This is a genomic window from Methylobacterium tarhaniae, assembly GCF_001043955.1.
In the GTDB taxonomy this organism is placed as follows: Bacteria; Pseudomonadota; Alphaproteobacteria; order Rhizobiales; family Beijerinckiaceae; genus Methylobacterium; species Methylobacterium tarhaniae.
Map to the genome: position 1 here is coordinate 22,357 of NZ_LABZ01000126.1, position 16,311 is coordinate 38,667.

8 protein-coding genes and 1 pseudogene are annotated in these 16,311 nt (G+C 69.0%); 2 read left to right on the plus strand and 7 right to left on the minus strand.

Features of this window, described 5'->3' with window-relative positions; genetic code table 11:
• Window positions 1–48 precede the first annotated feature (48 nt).
• A complete protein-coding gene (locus tag VQ03_RS17990) occupies window positions 49–6,129 on the minus strand; it encodes a non-ribosomal peptide synthetase (protein WP_048452269.1) in 6,081 nt (2,026 codons plus the stop codon).
• On the minus strand, window positions 6,122–6,472 hold the full coding sequence (locus tag VQ03_RS17995) for a hypothetical protein (protein ID WP_208605522.1): 351 nt from the start codon (window positions 6,470–6,472) through the stop codon (window positions 6,122–6,124). The genes VQ03_RS17990 and VQ03_RS17995 overlap by 8 nt, the downstream gene beginning before the upstream one ends.
• Window positions 6,473–7,036: 564 nt before the next feature.
• Here VQ03_RS17995 and VQ03_RS18000 point away from each other — a divergent pair.
• Window positions 7,037–7,798 (plus strand): class I SAM-dependent methyltransferase, encoded by a 762-nt coding sequence (locus tag VQ03_RS18000; RefSeq protein WP_053078642.1) that lies wholly within the window; start codon window positions 7,037–7,039, stop codon window positions 7,796–7,798.
• Window positions 7,799–7,995: 197 nt separating this feature from the next.
• Here the strand turns inward: VQ03_RS18000 and VQ03_RS33135 are convergent.
• Window positions 7,996–8,271, minus strand: a pseudogene (locus VQ03_RS33135) (transposase); the annotation flags it as partial.
• Between the two features lie 476 nt (window positions 8,272–8,747).
• Between VQ03_RS33135 and VQ03_RS33140 the strand changes: the two are divergent.
• Entirely contained in the window at window positions 8,748–9,689 is a 942-nt protein-coding gene (locus tag VQ03_RS33140) for a helix-turn-helix transcriptional regulator (RefSeq protein ID WP_157064151.1), read from the plus strand.
• A 111-nt stretch (window positions 9,690–9,800) separates the two neighbouring features.
• Here the strand turns inward: VQ03_RS33140 and VQ03_RS18015 are convergent, their stop codons facing one another.
• The 4 genes from VQ03_RS18015 to VQ03_RS18030 are packed head-to-tail and all read right to left on the minus strand — an operon-like array spanning window position 9,801 to window position 15,972.
• Window positions 9,801–11,591 (minus strand): ABC transporter ATP-binding protein, encoded by a 1,791-nt coding sequence (locus tag VQ03_RS18015; RefSeq protein ID WP_167376108.1) that lies wholly within the window; start codon window positions 11,589–11,591, stop codon window positions 9,801–9,803.
• The gene (locus tag VQ03_RS18020) at window positions 11,575–13,395 is read right to left on the minus strand and encodes an ABC transporter ATP-binding protein (RefSeq protein ID WP_083468076.1); all 1,821 of its coding nucleotides are present in this window, start codon (window positions 13,393–13,395) and stop codon (window positions 11,575–11,577) included. Before VQ03_RS18020 ends, VQ03_RS18015 begins: the two co-directional genes overlap by 17 nt.
• Window positions 13,382–13,813 carry an MFS transporter gene (locus VQ03_RS18025; RefSeq protein WP_048452272.1) on the minus strand — a complete coding sequence of 144 codons (432 nt, stop codon included), beginning with the start codon at window positions 13,811–13,813 and terminating at the stop codon, window positions 13,382–13,384. The genes VQ03_RS18020 and VQ03_RS18025 overlap by 14 nt, the downstream gene beginning before the upstream one ends.
• Complete coding sequence (locus VQ03_RS18030) at window positions 13,795–15,972, minus strand: TonB-dependent receptor (RefSeq protein WP_157064154.1); 2,178 nt, start codon at window positions 15,970–15,972, stop codon at window positions 13,795–13,797. Before VQ03_RS18030 ends, VQ03_RS18025 begins: the two co-directional genes overlap by 19 nt.
• Window positions 15,973–16,311: the final 339 nt, after the last annotated feature.

Below are 16,311 nucleotides of genomic sequence, written 5' to 3' on the forward strand. Positions count from 1 at the left end.
AGTCGAGATGCCGCGAGGTGCGCGGCCGCGGATGTGCGGGCCCGCGCCTCACGGCCGATGACCCAGCCGGCGGTGGAGACGGTCGCGCCGCCGCTGCAGGGCCGGGCTCCGGTCGGCGGCTGCGTGATCGGTCCCCTTGGCCCCACCGATCTGCGACGCGAGCGCGGAGGGCGTGGGATGGGCGAAGAGGTCCGTCACGGCGATGTCGTGACCCGCGCCGATCAGCTTGCCGTGGAGCTGGACAAGCTGGAGCGACGTCGCGCCCGCCTCGAAGAAGTTCTGCGCCGGCCCGACGTCCCGGCCGACGACCTCCTTGAAGAAACCGCGGACCAGCGCGACCTGCGCCGGAGCCGCGGGGCCAGCCGGCGCTGTGATCGGGTCGGCCGCGATCGGATCGGCCGCGCGCGGGGGCGGCACGGCGCGCGGCGGCACCAGCGCGTCGAGCGGACCCGTCCACGCGTCCGGCTCGACGGTGAGGCGTCTGAGGAGGCGCACATAGGCGTCGAACAGGCCGTCGATCGTCTCCGGCGCGAACAGCGCCTCGACGAAGTCCCAGTTGAAGCACAGATCCCCGTCGGACTCGTAGACTTGGTGGTCGAGCCAGACCTGCGGTGTCTGTGAGATGCCCCAGCAGGGCCTCAGCCACGAGGCATGGTGGAGAAAGCGGCTCGTGTCGAAGCCGATCGCGCTCGTGAAGACCACCGGCAGCCCAACGGCGAAGGCGCGATCGCGTGCGCTGAGTTCCCGCAGGAGACGGAGAATGGAGACGCGACGGTGCGAGAGATCCTCGCCGAGCTGACGCTGCAAGCGCTGAGCGCCGGCCTCCAGCGTCGCCTCCGGGTGCCACGCCAGCGGCAGCAGGGAGGTGAAGTCCCCCAGCACACGCTCGATGTGGGGATGCACGGGCGCGCGGTCGAACAGGGTGAGGTTGATCGTCAGGTCGGGTCGCGCGCTCCCAGCGCCGAGAACGGCCGCGTAGCAGGATAGGAGGAGGGCCGAGGGCGTCATGCCGAGGTCCCTCGCTTGGCCCTTCAAGCCGGCCCAGTCGCGCGCGTTCAGGCGCGCGCTGCGCCGTGCGAAGACCGGGCTGCGGAGTTGTGCCGGATCTGCGCGTAAGGAAAGCTGCGGCGCGGGCGGGAGGCCGGGGAGGCGCTCGCTCCAGTAGGAGCGGTCCGCCTCCGTCTCGGCGGCTCCGTGCCCCACCACGTAGTCACGGAAGCCGATGTCGAGCACGGGCAGCGGTGCCGCCTCGTCGATGTAGAGCTGCTCCAGTTCGGCGAGCAGGATCTGCATGCTCAGGCCGTCGAGCAGCAGGTTGTCGAGACCGACATAGACGCGGCTGCGCCCGCTCCCGTCCTCCGCCACCTGCACATCGAAGACCGGCCAGCGCGCGGGATCGAGCACTTGGTGCGAGAGGCGCCCGCGCAGGTCCGAGGCCTGCCTGCCGTCGAGGTCGTCCAGGGCATGGCGGACGATGGCCAGGGCGGGAACCTCGGCGAGGACCACTTGGCAGCCGTCGCGCACCACGGTCCGCAACGCGTCGTGCCGGGCAATCAGGCGGTCCCAGACCCGCGCGAACCGGTCGAGATCCAGGTCGATGACCTCGAACTCGACGAAGAAATGTGCACCGACGCCGCCCAGGGGGAACGCGGGCGAGCGGCCGACAACGTAGGCCTGCTGCACCTCGGTGAGCGGGAACGGCTCGTGGCGCGCCGCCGGATCGGCGCGCAGCGGTTCCGGCGCCGCGCCCGTCGCGCTGCGGCGCAGGCTGGCGGCGAAATCGGATAGCCGCGGTCGCGCGAAGAGGTTGTGGAGCTCTGCCACGAAGCCGAGTTTCGCCAGCTCGCCGACGAAGCGCGTCGCCAGCAGGCTGTCGCCGCCGTCCTCGAAGAATCCGCTGCTGCGGTGGGGCCGCTCGACGTCGAGCAGGCGGGTCCACAGCTCCGCGACGGCCCGCTCGGCTTCCCCGCACGGGTCCTCCCCCGCGGTCGTCGGGCACGACCGACCACCGCCGTCGATCCCTGCCAGTGCCTGATGGTCGATCTTGCCGTTAGCGGTCAGCGGCAGACTGTCGAGCAGGTGCAAGTGCTGGGGAACCATGTAGGCGGGCAGCTTGCGTGCGAGACCCGCCAGCAGCGCGGCCCGGTCGGGTCCGCGCGCAGCCGTGTCGTGCAGGAAGAGGAGCACCGCGTCGGGCCCCTCGTCGGCACGCAGGAGCGACAGGGCGCGGGCCTCGCAGGCCGCGCGCCAGAACGGGACCGCGTGGAGCCGTTCGGCGAGGCCCCGCGGTTCGAGCAGCTCGGCGCCGACGAGCGCACGCGCCGTCGGCCGCAGCCGCTCGGCGACGACGATCAGAGCGCCGCTCGCGGCCAAGCCGAGCACGTCGCGCAGGCCCTCGCCGGGATCGTCGAGCCGGTGCAGGTGGTTGTTGAGCCAGAGCAGGTCGGCCCACCGCTCGCGCCCGCGCGAGCGCGCCGCGGTGACGACCTCGGCGTTCGGGAACCCACCGAGGCGCGCACGGGCGCGCCCGACCATGTCCGGCGAGGTTTCGATCCCGAGATAGGAGACCGTGTCCGGGTCGAGGCTCGCCAGCAGCCGCTCCGCGGCCATGCCGCTGCGCGCACCGGTTTCGGCGATGCGCACAGGCCGGCCGAGCCGAGCCGCCATCGCGCGCACGATCGCCGCGACCCGCGCGATCGCGGCGCGACCGGGGCCATCGCATTGCAGGGCCTCGGGGGAGAGCCGGGGATGGTCGAGGATCGTGAGGGGGGTCGCGCGGCCGTGCAGGATGTCTCGCAGGAGCGTGTGGTGCATGGCGAGGTCGGGGTCGCTCGGCATCTCGGCCTCGATCCCGCCGCGGGCGAAGCGGTCGACCGCGACCGCAGCCAGTGCGCCCCGCTGCGCCAGCCAACGCAGCCAGCGCTCGAACAGGCCCCGCCAAGCGGGTTGCGCGCCGTAGCGGACGAGCACGTCGTCGGCCGAGATCGGCGTAGAGAAGTCGATGCCCTCGCGGCGCAGGTGCTCCAGGAGGAAGCCGGCCACGGGGCCCTCGTCGCCGGCATCGGCGGACGGAAGGGGGGATGCGTCCGTCGCCGCGAGCACGGCAGGGAGGTCCAGACGGTCCTGGTCCGCACCGTCCCCGGCCACCGCGAAGGCCACGAGCCGCTTGTCCCGGTCGCCGAGCGCCAGGGTCAGTCCGCCGCGGATGCCGGGCAGGCCGCGCAGGGCCGCGTCGATCTCGCCGAGTTCGATGCGGTGGCCGCCGACCTTCACCTGCCGGTCGCGGCGCCCGAGGAACTCGAGCGTCCCGTCCGGCCAGTAGCAGCCGAAATCGCCGGTGCGGTACCAGCGCGCGCCGTCCTGCTCGACGAACTGCTCGGCCGTGCGCTCGGGCGCGCCGAGATAGCCCAGCGCGACCCCGTCGCCGCCGATCCACAGTTCGCCCGGAACACGGTCGGGACAGTCGCGGCCGAGCGGATCGACGACTCGGTACGCTTGGTTCGCCAGCGGAAAGCCGTAGGGGATCGAGCGCCAAGCCGGGTCGATTGCGTCGACGACGAAGGCGTTGGACCAGATCGCGGCCTCGGTTGCCCCGCCCATGGCCACGAACCGGCCGTCCGGACGGAAGCGGCGATAGCGAGGGGCCAGGTCGAGCCCGACCCAGTCGCCTGATAGCAGCACGAGGCGCAGGCTGGCCGGCGCGTCGGCGCCCACGCCCTCGGCGTAAGTCAGCAGCATGTCGAACAGCGCCGGCACGGTGTTCCACACGCTCACGCCGTGGGTGCGGATGGCCGCGCACCAGGCGGCCGGATCGCGGCGCTGCTGCTCGTCGACGAGGACGAGGGCGCCGCCCGCGCCGAGCACCCCGAAGATGTCGTAGATCGACAGATCGAAATGCAGCGCCGACAAGCCCAGCACGCGGTCGCCGGGGCCTACCCCGTTGCGCCGGGTGACGTCGGCGCAGGTGTTGAGCGCTGCGGCGTGCGAGATGACGACTCCCTTGGGGGTGCCCGTCGAGCCGGACGTGTAGATGACGTAGGCCGGCCGGTCCGCCGGGACGGCGACCGGCTCAGCCAATGGCTCGGCCCGGCAGGCCTTCTGCCACGTCAGGCAGGCGGGGCCGCCCTCGTCGTCGCGGTCATCGGCGGTGGAGCAGGTCAGGACGATCTGCACTCCTGCGCCGCAGTAGATCGCGGCGCGGCGTTCGGACGGCTGCTGCGGTGCGACCGGCACGAATACCCCGCCGGCCTGCAAGATGCCGAGCGCAGCGACGATCTGGCCGACGCCCTTGTCCATGCAGATCGCGACGCGGTCGCCGGGCGCGACGCCCCGCGCGCGGAGCGTCGCAGCGAGTCTGCGGGCGAGATCGACGAGCTCGGAACAGGTCAGCGCGTCGTCGCCGTGCACGATCGCGGTCTCGCCGGGCGTCGCCGCGGCGCGGGCGAAGACGCCCTCGTGCAGAAGACCGGCCGGGCGCTCGGCCGACGTCGCGTTGACGCGGCGGCGCGTGGCGGCCTGCGTTTCCGGCATCGCGTCCGGGAGAGGCGCCGTCCAGACGGCATCCTCCGCCGCCAGACCGCGGACCACCGCGACGTAGGCGTCGAACATGGCGGCGACGAGGCCGTCTGGGAAGAGCGCTTCGTTGCTGTCCCACTGCAGGTGGACGGAGCCGTCGTTCTCGTAGGCGAGGTGATCGATCCAGACCTGGGGTGTCTGCGAGATGCCCCAGCCCGGCACGCCGAGCGCGCCGTCGGTCGAGTGGCCGAACAGCGGGCGGCCGAGATTGCTCGTGAACACCACGGGCGCGCCGTGCGGGTGGCTGCCGGCCCGTCGCAGGTCGCGCGCGACGTCGACGCCCGAGACGTGACGGTGCTCGTGCGCCTGCGCGAAGACCTCTTGATTGGCGCGCACGAGGTCGACGAACGGACGTCGGGGCCCGACATCCAGGTCGAGCAATAGGATGCTCGTGAAATCGGCCAGCATCCCGTCCACGGCCGGATGAAGGGACAGGCGGTCGAACAGCGTGAGGTTGAGGAGCAGCCGCTCCTGCCCGCCCCACCGCCCCAGGACGTGGCCGAAGCAGGTGACCAGCGCGGTCGACGGCGTGAAACCGGCATCGCGCGCGCGTGTCACGATACGCCGCCATTCCCCGTCGTCGATGCGGTGGCGGCGTCGTGTGACGCGCACCGGCGCGCTCACGGCAGGATCGCGCGCCAGCGGCAGGTTCGGCGCGGGCGCGAGCGCCGCGAGCCTCTCGTCCCAGAAGGCCCGGGCGGCGCGGCGCTCGTCCGCCGTGCGCCTCTCCAGGTCGGCCAGATAGCTGCGGAAGTCGTAGTCCCGCGGACGAGCCGGGAGGTCGCGCCCGTCGAGCAGCGCCGCCAGTTCGTCGAACAGCAGCGTAAAGCTAGCTGCATCGGCGACCAGGAGGTCCAGGTCGACGCAAAGGCGGTGGCGGCCTTCCGGCAGAAGAACGAGCCGGAAGTCGAGCGTCTCTCCGCGCGCCACGTCGAGGACGCGGTGCCCGTGCTCGCGGCGCAGCTCCGCGAGCCGGCGATCCGTCGTCGCCGGATCCGCGCCGCGCAGGTCCTCGACCCGTAGGTGGAACCCGTCAGGGTGCCCGACATAGCGCTGCGTCCCGTCGGACTGGAAGGCCGTGCACAGCATGGGATGCCGCCGCCGCAGAGCGCGGATGGCGTTCTCGACGGCGGCCGGTTCGAGGGCACGCCCCCCTGCCCGCGGCCCGTCGAACTCCTGGTAGAGGTGACAGCCGACGCCGCCGAGCGACTGGCTGGCATCGCGGCCCACGAGATAGGCGTGCTGCGCCGCGCTAAGCGGGAACGGCTGCCCGTCCAGCATGGACGGGAGATCTGCGGGTGACGTTCCCCGGGATTCGGCGCCCGTTCTCTTCAGCAGGCTTTCCCAACCGGCCAATGTCGGCCGGCCAAAGAGTTCCCGGAGCGAGACCCTGTAGCCTCGCTTCCGGAAGGTGTTGAGCCACTGCATCGCGCAGAGCGAGTCGAGGCCGATCTCGATCAGGTTGGTGTGATCGTCGATCGCGTCGACCGGCACCCGCAGGCTTCGCGCCAGCTCGCTTTTCAGCGTCTCCGACGATCTGTCGCTGTCACGCATTGATCTTCAACCATTCGGCGGCGGTCAGCAGCGCCGCCTCAAGGCTCGCGGCGACGGAGTAGGGGTAGGGCGATTTGCCGGATTGGTTCAGCGCCGAGGCCTGTTTCTCGTAGGTCCGCCGCCGCTCGGGACCGGGTTCGACGCGAACCGCGCCGGCGCAGAATCTGCTCTGCAGCGCGACCGTCTCCCGGCTCCAGGCGAGGTAGTCCGCCATGAAGCGCGGCGAGTTCTGCGGCAGCTCCGCGCCGGTCATGATCAGCACGAAGCGGTCCTGCTTGGCGTAGAGCGCCTTCAGGTCGTTCAGCAGGATCTCGCTGCTCGCGTCGGGCACGTGGTCCGGCATGTGAAGCCTGACCACTGGCCAGGATGCCGTATCGATAAATGGATCCATGGCTTATCTATGTTTTCTGCTGAAGGTGGGGATTATATCAGAGGTTTAAATTTATTAATTTAGTATTTACCATGTACTCCTCCAGTTTTCAGATGCGCTGGCCACGGGCACAAGGAATTTCTCATGCCCAGCCATTCCAGGTGATGATGGCAGGTACTTTGTAGTTATTATTGCATCAGATTCGCTTTCTTTTTGGCATTTCTATGCTTTTTAGCGGCTAAAAAGAGCAAATTGTCATTTTAAATGTTCTAATTCGTGAAAATACCTCCTAGCCGTGCCGTGTCTCTGTTGTCGGAATTTCAGGATGGCATGTCTAACGGTTCTGGGGTGCTGGGTGCCGTCATCGGGGCTGTTTCAGAAATCTATGCTATACTTGAGCAACCCAGCCGCGATATGCTCGACCCGCGCTCTCCTCGCCGAGGAGAGGCCGGCCGTCGCGCGCGACAACGTCCGCCCCGCGACCTTCCGGCCGCGCGCGACACCCCCGATCATGCCAACCGATATGAGAGCCATACGATGGGATCGACGCACCCGGACCAAGAGGCCGATGCCTATGCTCAGACGGCAGAGCTGTACGAGATCTTGAGCGAGCAGCACTGGTCGGAGCGACGCGACTCGATCCTGCGCACGCTGGCGGACGCGGCCGGCATGACCGGGCACGTCGTCGATATCGGTGCGGGAACGGGGCGCGGCACGGCGTTGATCGCCGATCATATTCCTCATGTGAGCGTCATGGCGATCGAGCCGTCGGCGTCGATGCGCGTCGGCCTCATGACGCGCGTCTTCGCCAACCGCACGATGCGCGACCGCGTCACCGTCTGCGATCGGCGCTTCCAAGAGGCCGAGCTTCCATCCCGGCTCTCGGCAGCCTTCGCCTTCGGATCCATCGGTTTCCTGGGTCGGCAGGATCGGCGGGCGTTCTGGCTCCGCCTGCAACGATGCCTCGACGAGGAAGGCTTCGTGTTCGCCGACCTCATGCGGGTCGGCGCTCCGCAGGTCGTCGACGAAACGCGGGTGGCCAGCGCGGATGTCGGCGAGCAGCGCTACGAGATCTGGCTATCGGGGCGGCCGGGCGCGCAGGACACCATCGTCTGGACCATGCGGTGCGAGATCCTCCGGGGCTCCCGCATCGTCCGCCGCTTCATCATCGAGCGCGAGTGGCACGCCTTCGGTTTGAGCCAACTGGCTGACGAGGCCAGGGAGGCGAATTTCGACATGTTTCCGATCGAGCACAGCCCTGTCCCGGCCGCCATCTTCCGACGACGCATCAAGGTCTGACGATTGTGGCGTGGCAGTTGTCCCCGGGTGACGGCAGGGAGCGTGTCGCAAACCCGACTGTGGGCCACAGGAAGGGCGCCTGATGTCCCGCTTTCACAGTTTGTCCGCGCCGGGAAATGTGAAGCAGCGGGGGGCGTGTCCCTTGGCGTCGTGTTACCCGCCGAGGGGCACCACGATCACCGGCTGGGCCGGATCGGTCAGGCTGCCAGGGTGAGCGGGCTGACGAGGGGAATATCGCCGATCGGGGCGATGCTTTCCAGGCTCATGGGGCGGGTGCGCTGGACGGCCCACCCGTCGTTCCGTTCGAGCAGGATCGTGCCGATGAGGCGGCGGCCGTCTTGGTTGGGGAAGATGCCGACCACCTCGGCCCTGTGCTTGATCTCGCCGTTCGGTCGCTCCAGCGAATCGATGATGGAGAACTTGATCCGATGGCTGGCCGGGACGCTCATGTAGGCCAGCCCGTCGGCTTCAGCGCTTTTCGACCGGCTGACCCGCCACATCAGCGTCCTGAGCCTGAACGGCGACAGCTACCGCCTCAGATCCTCCCGAAGCCGGCGCGACGGCACGGGCGGCTCGAAGCAAATCCGGGTCGGTGTCGATCTCCTCGACCTCGAGACAGGCGAGATCCTTCCAGTTTGATCATGTCATCGTGCAACCGGATATCAGCGTCCGGCTTGGTTTTGCTCCGGCGTGTCGGCATGAGATCATTCATAAGTTTGCAAATGCGCATTGATGCTGCTGATTTCTGCGATTTGATTCATGAAAAATCGATTTGAGATAATATAATTTCTTATATTACTATTGATCTTCCGGCGCAAACACAGTCTAGAATTTTTATAAATACATATAATAGATGTTTTTCATATAAATTTTCGTTTGACGATCTACATTTCCAAACATATTGCGATCGACCCTAGGGCAACCAACCAGACCGGGGAGAGGGTGTACTGTGGGCTCGGGCCAGTATCCGCCAGCACAGGGTAAGGTCCCCGGCGAGGGGTGGCGAGCGATCGTAGCGCAGGGGCTGGATCGCCTTGGGTGGTCGGAACACGCCCATACCGACCATCTAGCCGACGACATCGCACTGACGGTCGTCGACGCGCCGCTCGCCGACGACGTGACCTTCGCCCTCGACGGGCCGACGACGTTCTCCCTGAGCGTTTTCCTACAGGGCCGCGGGACGCTCTCTGCGCGTGGGGTGCCCCCTGTCGATGTCGCGCCGGGCACTGCCATCCTGTTTCGATGCAGGGATCGGGCGTCGGGGGTCAACACCCTGCATGGCGGCCGACAGTTTCAGTTCATCGACGTGCGCTTCGAGGGCGGCTTCCTGAGACGCATGGACGATACGGATCTGGGACTCTGGAACGCCCACCCGCTGGATGCGACCGATCTGCTGCTGGCCGGCTTCCCTGCCTCCAGTCACCTGCTGCGCTTGGCGGCCGAGATCATGGTGGCGTCGAGGACGGACACGATCGCCCGGCGCCTCATCCTGCACGGGAAGGTCATCGAGGCTCTGGGGGCCGCCATCGAGACGCTGAGCCGTCGGCGGGAACCCGGCGGGATCCTGCGTCCGAGCGATCGTTCCAAAGTCGAGCAGGCGCGCGCGAGACTGGAGCAGCGCTACGAGGAGAATTGGACGATCGGCCGCCTCGCGCGCGAGGTCGGCCTGGGCGAGAAGCCGCTCAAGTTCGGGTTTCGCGAACTCGTCGGTCTTCCGATCCACGCCTACCTCACCAAGATCCGCCTCGACACCGCGGCGCGCCATCTCGACGGCGGGATGAATGTCACCGACGCGGCCCTGGCCGTGGGCTTCGGCAACCTCAGCCACTTCAGCAAGGTGTTCCGCGAAGCCAAGGGCGTCCGCCCCAGCTTGTATGCGCGCCGCCGCTGAGCCCCCCGCGACGGAAGAGACGATGGATCCCGGCGGAGCGGCCTCGGGTCCGAGGCCGCCCGTTCGCGGGATGTGACCGGGTCCGCCGAGCACCGCTCGCCTCACCCGGGATCACGCCCGTTCCTGCGCGGGGAGTGCGAGTCGGTCCGGGCTTGTCAGTCGCCAGCGCGCCGTATCGCGATAGGCCTCCCAGAGCTCCCTGTAGAGAGCGCATCGCGCCTCAAGCTCGGCCGGGGCGCCGGCATCGACGACGCGGCCGGCGTCCATGACGACGATGTGATCGGCGCTGGCGACCGTCTGCAGGCGATGGGCGACCATCACCACGGTGCGGCCTCGGAACAAGGTGCGCAGCCCCTCCACGATCCGGTGTTCGTTCTCCGGATCGAGCGCCGACGTCGCCTCGTCAAGGAGGACGATCGGCGCGTCCTTGAGGAGCGCACGGGCGATCGCCAGCCGCTGGCGCTCGCCGCCCGACAGCGCGCGGCCGCCCTCGCCGAGGAGCGTCTCGTAGGCGTAAGGCAGTCCCTCGATCAGCCCGTCGCAGCAAGCCCCTCGTGCCGCCGCGCGGCATTCCTCCGGCGTTGCGTCCGGTCGGGCGAGGCGCAGGTTCTCGGCCACGGTGTCGGCGAGCATGAACACCTCCTGAGGGACCACGCCGAGCCGGGCGAGGTGCTGGTCGAGGGACACTGCGCGGATGTCCCCGCCGCCAACGGTGATCCGGCCCGCCTCGACGTCGAAGGCCCGGGCCAGGAGCGACAGAACGGTCGACTTCCCCGCTCCGCTCGGACCGATCACCGCCGTCACCCGCCCCGCGGGGATGACGAGATCGAACCCGTCGAGAACCGGAACGGGGCCGCCATATCCGAACCGGACCCCCTCGAAGCCGATGTCGCCCAAGGTAGCCGCCTCGGGCCCGTCCGGCAAAGGGTCCCGGGCCAGGATGGCCGAGGCCCGGCCGTGCGCCTCGTTGGCGAGCCGCAGCATGAACCCTTCGCCGAGGGAGGCTTCGAGGGGCAGCAGCAGCAGCAACAGGATCAGGGCGACAGCCAGACCCGGCGCGTCGACGGCGCCGTGGGCAAACAGCGCCACGGCGAGCCCGACCAGCGCGAGGACCGCGAGGTCGAGGGTGATCCGCGCCGCGCTGAAAAGCGGCGTGACGGTCATGATCGTCCCCCTGTAGAAGCCGTGCAGCCGGTCGATCTGGCGCCGATAGGCGCCCTGCCGGGCGTCGACCCCGCCCATCGTGCGCAGCACTGGCAGCCCGGACAGGAACTCGACCATGCCGTCGGCCGTCTCGCCGACCAGGCGCGCCTGATCACGGGCGAGCGCGGCGAAGGCCCTGTCGAGGGCGCGGTAGACGAGCGCGGCGGCGGCGGCCAGCAGGAGCGCGGCCGCGAGGAACAGCGGGTGCACGGCCGTGAGCGCGGTCACCAGGACGACGGCCGTGGCCAAGTGGCCGATCTGCCGGCCGAGCCCGTAGCCCGCCTCCTCCTCAAGCCAGCGGAAGCGGTTGGTGACGAGGTCCGACAGGGTGCCCGGGCCGATCGTCGCCAGGGCGCCGAGATTCAGCCGGCGCAGGTGCGCAAACAGGTCAAGCCGGAACTCGGCGACCGCCCGGTATCCGGACTCGAACCCGCGAGCGAACCCGATCGGCATGACCACGATCCGGGCCGCGAACGCGGCGAGGACGAGCGCGACCGCGGCCACGGAACGTGCGCCCGTCCATATCCCGGCGGCGAGCCCGTGGATGATCCAGGCCCCGGTCAGGAGCGGGACCGCGGCCAGCGCGGCGTCCGCGGCCAGGACGGCGAGTCCGACGCGGTAACGGCCGCGCGCACGCCGCGGCATGCGCCGGGTCAGGTCGCCCCACCAGAGCGCGGGAGGCTCAGCCGGCTGTGGCACGGGGGAGGGACTCCGGTGTGACGTCGCCATTCTGGAGCGCCCAGAACCGGGCGTAGCGGCCTCCCAGGGCGAGCAGCGCGGCGTGGTCCCCGCTCTCGGCGATCCGCCCCTCCTCAAGGAGGACGATCTGGTCGGCGTCGACGATCGACGCGAGGCGATGCGCGATGACAAGCACGCAGCGACCCCGGGCGAGCGCGCCGAGCCCGCGCTGGATCTCGCGCTCGTTGATCGGGTCGGCCGCGGCCGTCGCCTCGTCGAGGACCAGGATCGGGGCATCGTGCAGCAGCGTGCGCGCGACCGCGAGGCGCTGGCGCTGGCCGCCCGAGAGCGCGCGCCCCCCGCCGGAGAGGATCGTGTCCACGCCCAGCGGCATCGCGGCGACGAAGTCAGCCGCGCGGGCGCCCGCCAGCGCCCCGGCAAGGGCCGCCGCGTCCGCCTCGGGCGCGGCCAGCCGCAGGTTCTCGGCCACCGTTCCCGAGAAGAGCCAGGGGTGCTGGGGCACCGTACCGACCAGACCATAAAGGGTCTCCTGGCTCATGTCGCGCAGGTCCACGCCGCCGATTGTGATGCGGCCTTCGTGTGGGTCGTGGAAGCGCAGAAGCAGGTTGGCGAGCGTGGTCTTGCCGGCGCCGCTGGAGCCCACGAGCGCCGTCACGGTGCCCGGCGCCAGCGTGAGGTCGATGCCGTCGAGCACAGGCCGCCCCTCGCGGCGGAAGACCACACCCTCGAAGCGGACGGTCCGGTCGGCCGGACACCCGGGCAGCGCCGCCAGAGGAAGCGGGGCCTCGGCCAGCACGGCGTCGATCCGACCGAGCACCTCATTCTGCTGTGCGAAGCGGAAGGCGAAGTTCGGCAGCTTGGTGACCAGGGAGCCGAGGCTCGGCGTGAACACGATGAAGAGCACCAAGTGTGCCGCCGGCAGGTCCCCGCGCGCCAGGAGCCAGAGCCCGAGCGGCAGCACGAACAGGAGGCCGGAGCCGACGAAGACCTGAAGCAGCGAGCTGGCGCGCAGGACGCGCTCAACCCAGAGCGCGATGACGGCGAGATAACGCTCGCTCAGCGCGCGGAAGCGGGCGAGCGCTTGGTCGCCTCCCTCGAACAGGCGTAGCGTCGGCAGGCCCGCGACGTACTCGGCCGCGCCCACGGCCATCCCCGCGCCGCTCATGGTGTAAGCGCGCGTGATGTCGGCGGAGTGTCGCGTCATCGCCCGCATGACGGCCAGACCCGCCACGACGGGCAGCGCCGTGGCCAGTGCGAGGCGCCAATCGAGGGCGAACAGGGCCAGGATGACCACGAACGGCGCCACGAAGTTCGCCGTGGCCTCCGGCACCAGATGAGCCAAGCCGTCCTCGACGCTCTCCACGTCGTCGACGATCAGCCGGCGCAGCGCCTCGGTCCCGTAGCGCTCGCAGACCGACAGGGGGACTCGGGCCAGATGATCGGCGATCCGCAGCCTCAGGTCCAACTGCACGTCGATCGCGATCATGTGCGACAGGGCGGTCGAGCCGAGGAAGGCGAGCCGTCCAGCGACGATCGCGGCTGCGACGGCGGCGAGCGTCCAGCTCATCCGGGCGCCGTCCGGCGCCGGCTCCAGGGTCTCGATGATCAGCAGGCTCACGCCGAACTGCCAAGCGAGGCCGAGGAGCGCGGCAAGGATACCGAGCGCGATCGAGGATACCGCCGCCCAGGGCCGGCTAGCCAGCAGGACGGCGAGACGGGCGAAAGTCGCGCCGAGGCCCCCCGCAGGTGGCGCGGCTGGCGGTCCCCGGGACGGCCCGGCGGGCTCGGCGCTATCGGGGGGCATGCCGGACCAAGCGCGCAGTCGCCGGGACCGCCGCGAGCGCAATGACTGCTGCGAGGCCGAAGCAGGCGGGATAACCGAGCCGTGCCGCGAGCGCCCCGCTCGCTGTGCCGCCGACCGCCGTGCCCGTGGCGACGATCCCCCCAGTCGGCAACCTGCCGTCCGGCGGCAGCCGGCAGCGCTCGACGGCGGGAGCCCAGAGGAACTTCAGCACCCAAGGGAGGTAGAGGAGGTAGACAAGGCCGATCCGGTCGAGAGATAGCCCCGCCTCGCGTATGATCGCCGGCAGGCCGACGAAGGCGATGCCCGACACCACGCTCTGTGTGACGGCGAGGCCGCCGACCGCGGCCAGGACCGGGGCGAGCGCGGGTGCCCGGGGGGCCATGTCGCGGGCCGCCTCCATCAGAACCGCGTCCGCCACGACACGCCGACGATCCGCGGCTGTCCGATGGTGGCGTACGTGGTCGGACCGTAGCCGAAGCTGTAGGTCCTGTAGGTCCGGTCGGTCAGGTTGTTGGCGAAGACGCGCAGGGTCGAGGCGGTGCCGAAGGTGAAATCGAGCCCGGCATCAAAGGTCGTGAAGGAACCCTGCGAGAAGGCGTTGGCCGGGTCGAAATAGGTCCGGCTCACCGTCCGGGCGGCACCGGTCAGGGCCATCTGGGCGGGGATCCAAGTCTGGTCGATCAGGTAGCGGAAGCCGAGATTGGTCACGAGGTCCGGCGCATAGGGCGTGCGACCCCCGGCGATGCGCTGGCCGGTGACCGGATCGGTGTAGCCGGAGAACTCGGAGCGGCCGAGCGCGCCCTGCGCGGTCAGGGTCAGGCGGTCGGTGGGCCGCAGGGCCAGCTCGATCTCGACCCCGGTGCTCGTGCCTTCCGCCGCATTGCGCAGGACCTGGAAGCCGACCGGGCCGGTGTAGATCTGCTGGTTGGAGGATTCGATTCGGTAGAACGCGCCCGAAACGGTCGCCATGCCGTCCAGCATGTCGGTGCGGGCGCCGACCTCGTAGTTCCAGGCCGTTTCGGGCTGGTAGGCGACCGCATCGAGCGGGCTTGAGGCGACACGGTTGAAGCCGCCCGGCTTGTAGCCCTGCGAGACGAGAGCGTAGATCCGCGTCGTCGGATCGACCTGATAGCCGAGCGACACTTTCGGCTGGAAATTGGTGAAGTCGGCGTCGTTGTTGAAGTTGAATCCGAAGCTGGCCCCATTGAAGCGGGTCGCCGACCAATCATAGGCCAAGCGGGCTCCGACGGTGAGATCGAGCCGGTCAGTAAGAGAGTAGGTCGCCTCTCCGAAGACCGCGATGCTGCTCGCATCGACGGCGTTGCGGGTGCCCAGACGGCTGAGCGTGAACTGGTTGTCGAAGAAGACAAGTCCGGCAACGCCCTTCAATGGGCCGCCCGCATCGTAGGCGGCGCGGAACTCCTGATAGAGGACTTGGTGCGTTTCAGGCAGGGACACCCCGAACAGGCGCCTTTGGAGATTGACGCCCTGGAACGAGGTCACGCTGGAGAAGGTGACGTCGTTCAGCCGGTAGTTCATGGTCAGGCCGGCCGTCGTGACCTCGCGGTCAAGGAAGCTGTAGGGGATTCGAATGACGGAGGAGCGAAACACCCGCTGCTTGACGTCGGAGTCCAGTATGTAGGTCTCCTCGCGCGAACGCACCGTGTCGTGGGAGGCGAAAAGATTCGCATCGAAGTCACCGCCGAGCGGGGCATAACGGAGGGCAGCGCGCCCGAGCAGCCCGTTCGACCAGTCGATGTCGTTACGGTTACGGTCGATGTCGCGGATCTGACCGGTGAAGTAGCGCTCCTTCAAGCCGAGATCGAGGAACAGCGTCTCGGGGACGAGCACGCTCGTGGTCGCGGTGCCGGTCGCGAACAGCCGTTCGGAGGCCGTGGCGAAGACGTCGATGCGTTTCTCGCGTGGTTTCTCGGTGGTGATGTTGAGGACGCCGGCGAAGGCGTTCATCCCGTAGAGGCTGCCCTGCGGGCCTCGCAGCAACTCGATCCGGCTGACGTCGAGCAGGTCCTGGGCGAAGTTGGCCGAGGCCTGCGGGACGCCATCGACATACACTTGTACCGCCGGGTTGTAGAAGTCCGGCGAGGAGATGCCGCGGATCGTGACGTTGGCGAAGGGCCTGCTGCCCCGATTCGCGATCACGACGCCGGGCAGAACCTTCTGGAGGTCGCTGACCTCGCGGACATCGTTGTCGGCGAGCCGCGCCGCCGTCACGGCGGAGACGGCACCGTCGACCTTGTCGAGGCGCTGCTCGCGCTTGTTGGCGGTGACCACCAGTTCCTCGAGTTGGATGGTGTCGCCCTGGTTCTGCGCCGAGACGGGAGACGCGACGAGGCATGCCGCGCACACGGCGGAACTGACCCGCGCTCTAGTTGCTGAGAACATTTCTGAGATTCTGGTTCGGACGTTGCTTAAAACGATAGTGTCATGGCGCATGCGAGCGTGTCTAACGCATTCAGTTCCGGCATTGACGTGATCGGTACGCAGGTGATCGCTGCGATGAAAAGCGCGCTTGTTGTGAACTTCATAAAGTGCCGAGCGTGGTTTCGATCTCCGCAATCCGCGCGCTGAGCGACGCCGGCTCGCCGTTGACCCTGCGCACGGGATCGAATGCGCCAGAGAACGGTGGCACGTCCGTCGGTGGATACCGCGCCCGGACCTCGACCGGGCGCGGCTTCGTCGCCTCGTCGCCTCCTATGTCGAGGACGGCTCGCTGTTCCGGGGGCGCTTCATGAGCAGGGCGCAGGAGCGAGATCCGGAGCAGGACCCCGATCTCGGGCTCTCGCTGTGATGGCGACGCCACGGTGACTGACTAGGCGCCGTGGCGACGATGGGTAAGGGTAGGAGACAGAGCGCAGCCGAGAGTTGGGCCACCCGACGCAGCGGCCCTTGTGCGAC

Bases quoted from the DNA above. Each gene is read 5' to 3' on its own strand.
- VQ03_RS17990 (WP_048452269.1), bottom strand. From the start codon at position 6,129: ATGCGTGACAGCGACAGATCGTCGGAGACGCTGAAAAGCGAGCTGGCG.
- VQ03_RS17995 (WP_208605522.1), bottom strand. From the start codon at position 6,472: ATGCCGGACCACGTGCCCGACGCGAGCAGCGAGATCCTGCTGAACGAC.
- VQ03_RS18000 (WP_053078642.1), top strand. From the start codon at position 7,037: ATGGGATCGACGCACCCGGACCAAGAGGCCGATGCCTATGCTCAGACG.
- VQ03_RS18020 (WP_083468076.1), bottom strand. From the start codon at position 13,395: ATGCCCCCCGATAGCGCCGAGCCCGCCGGGCCGTCCCGGGGACCGCCA.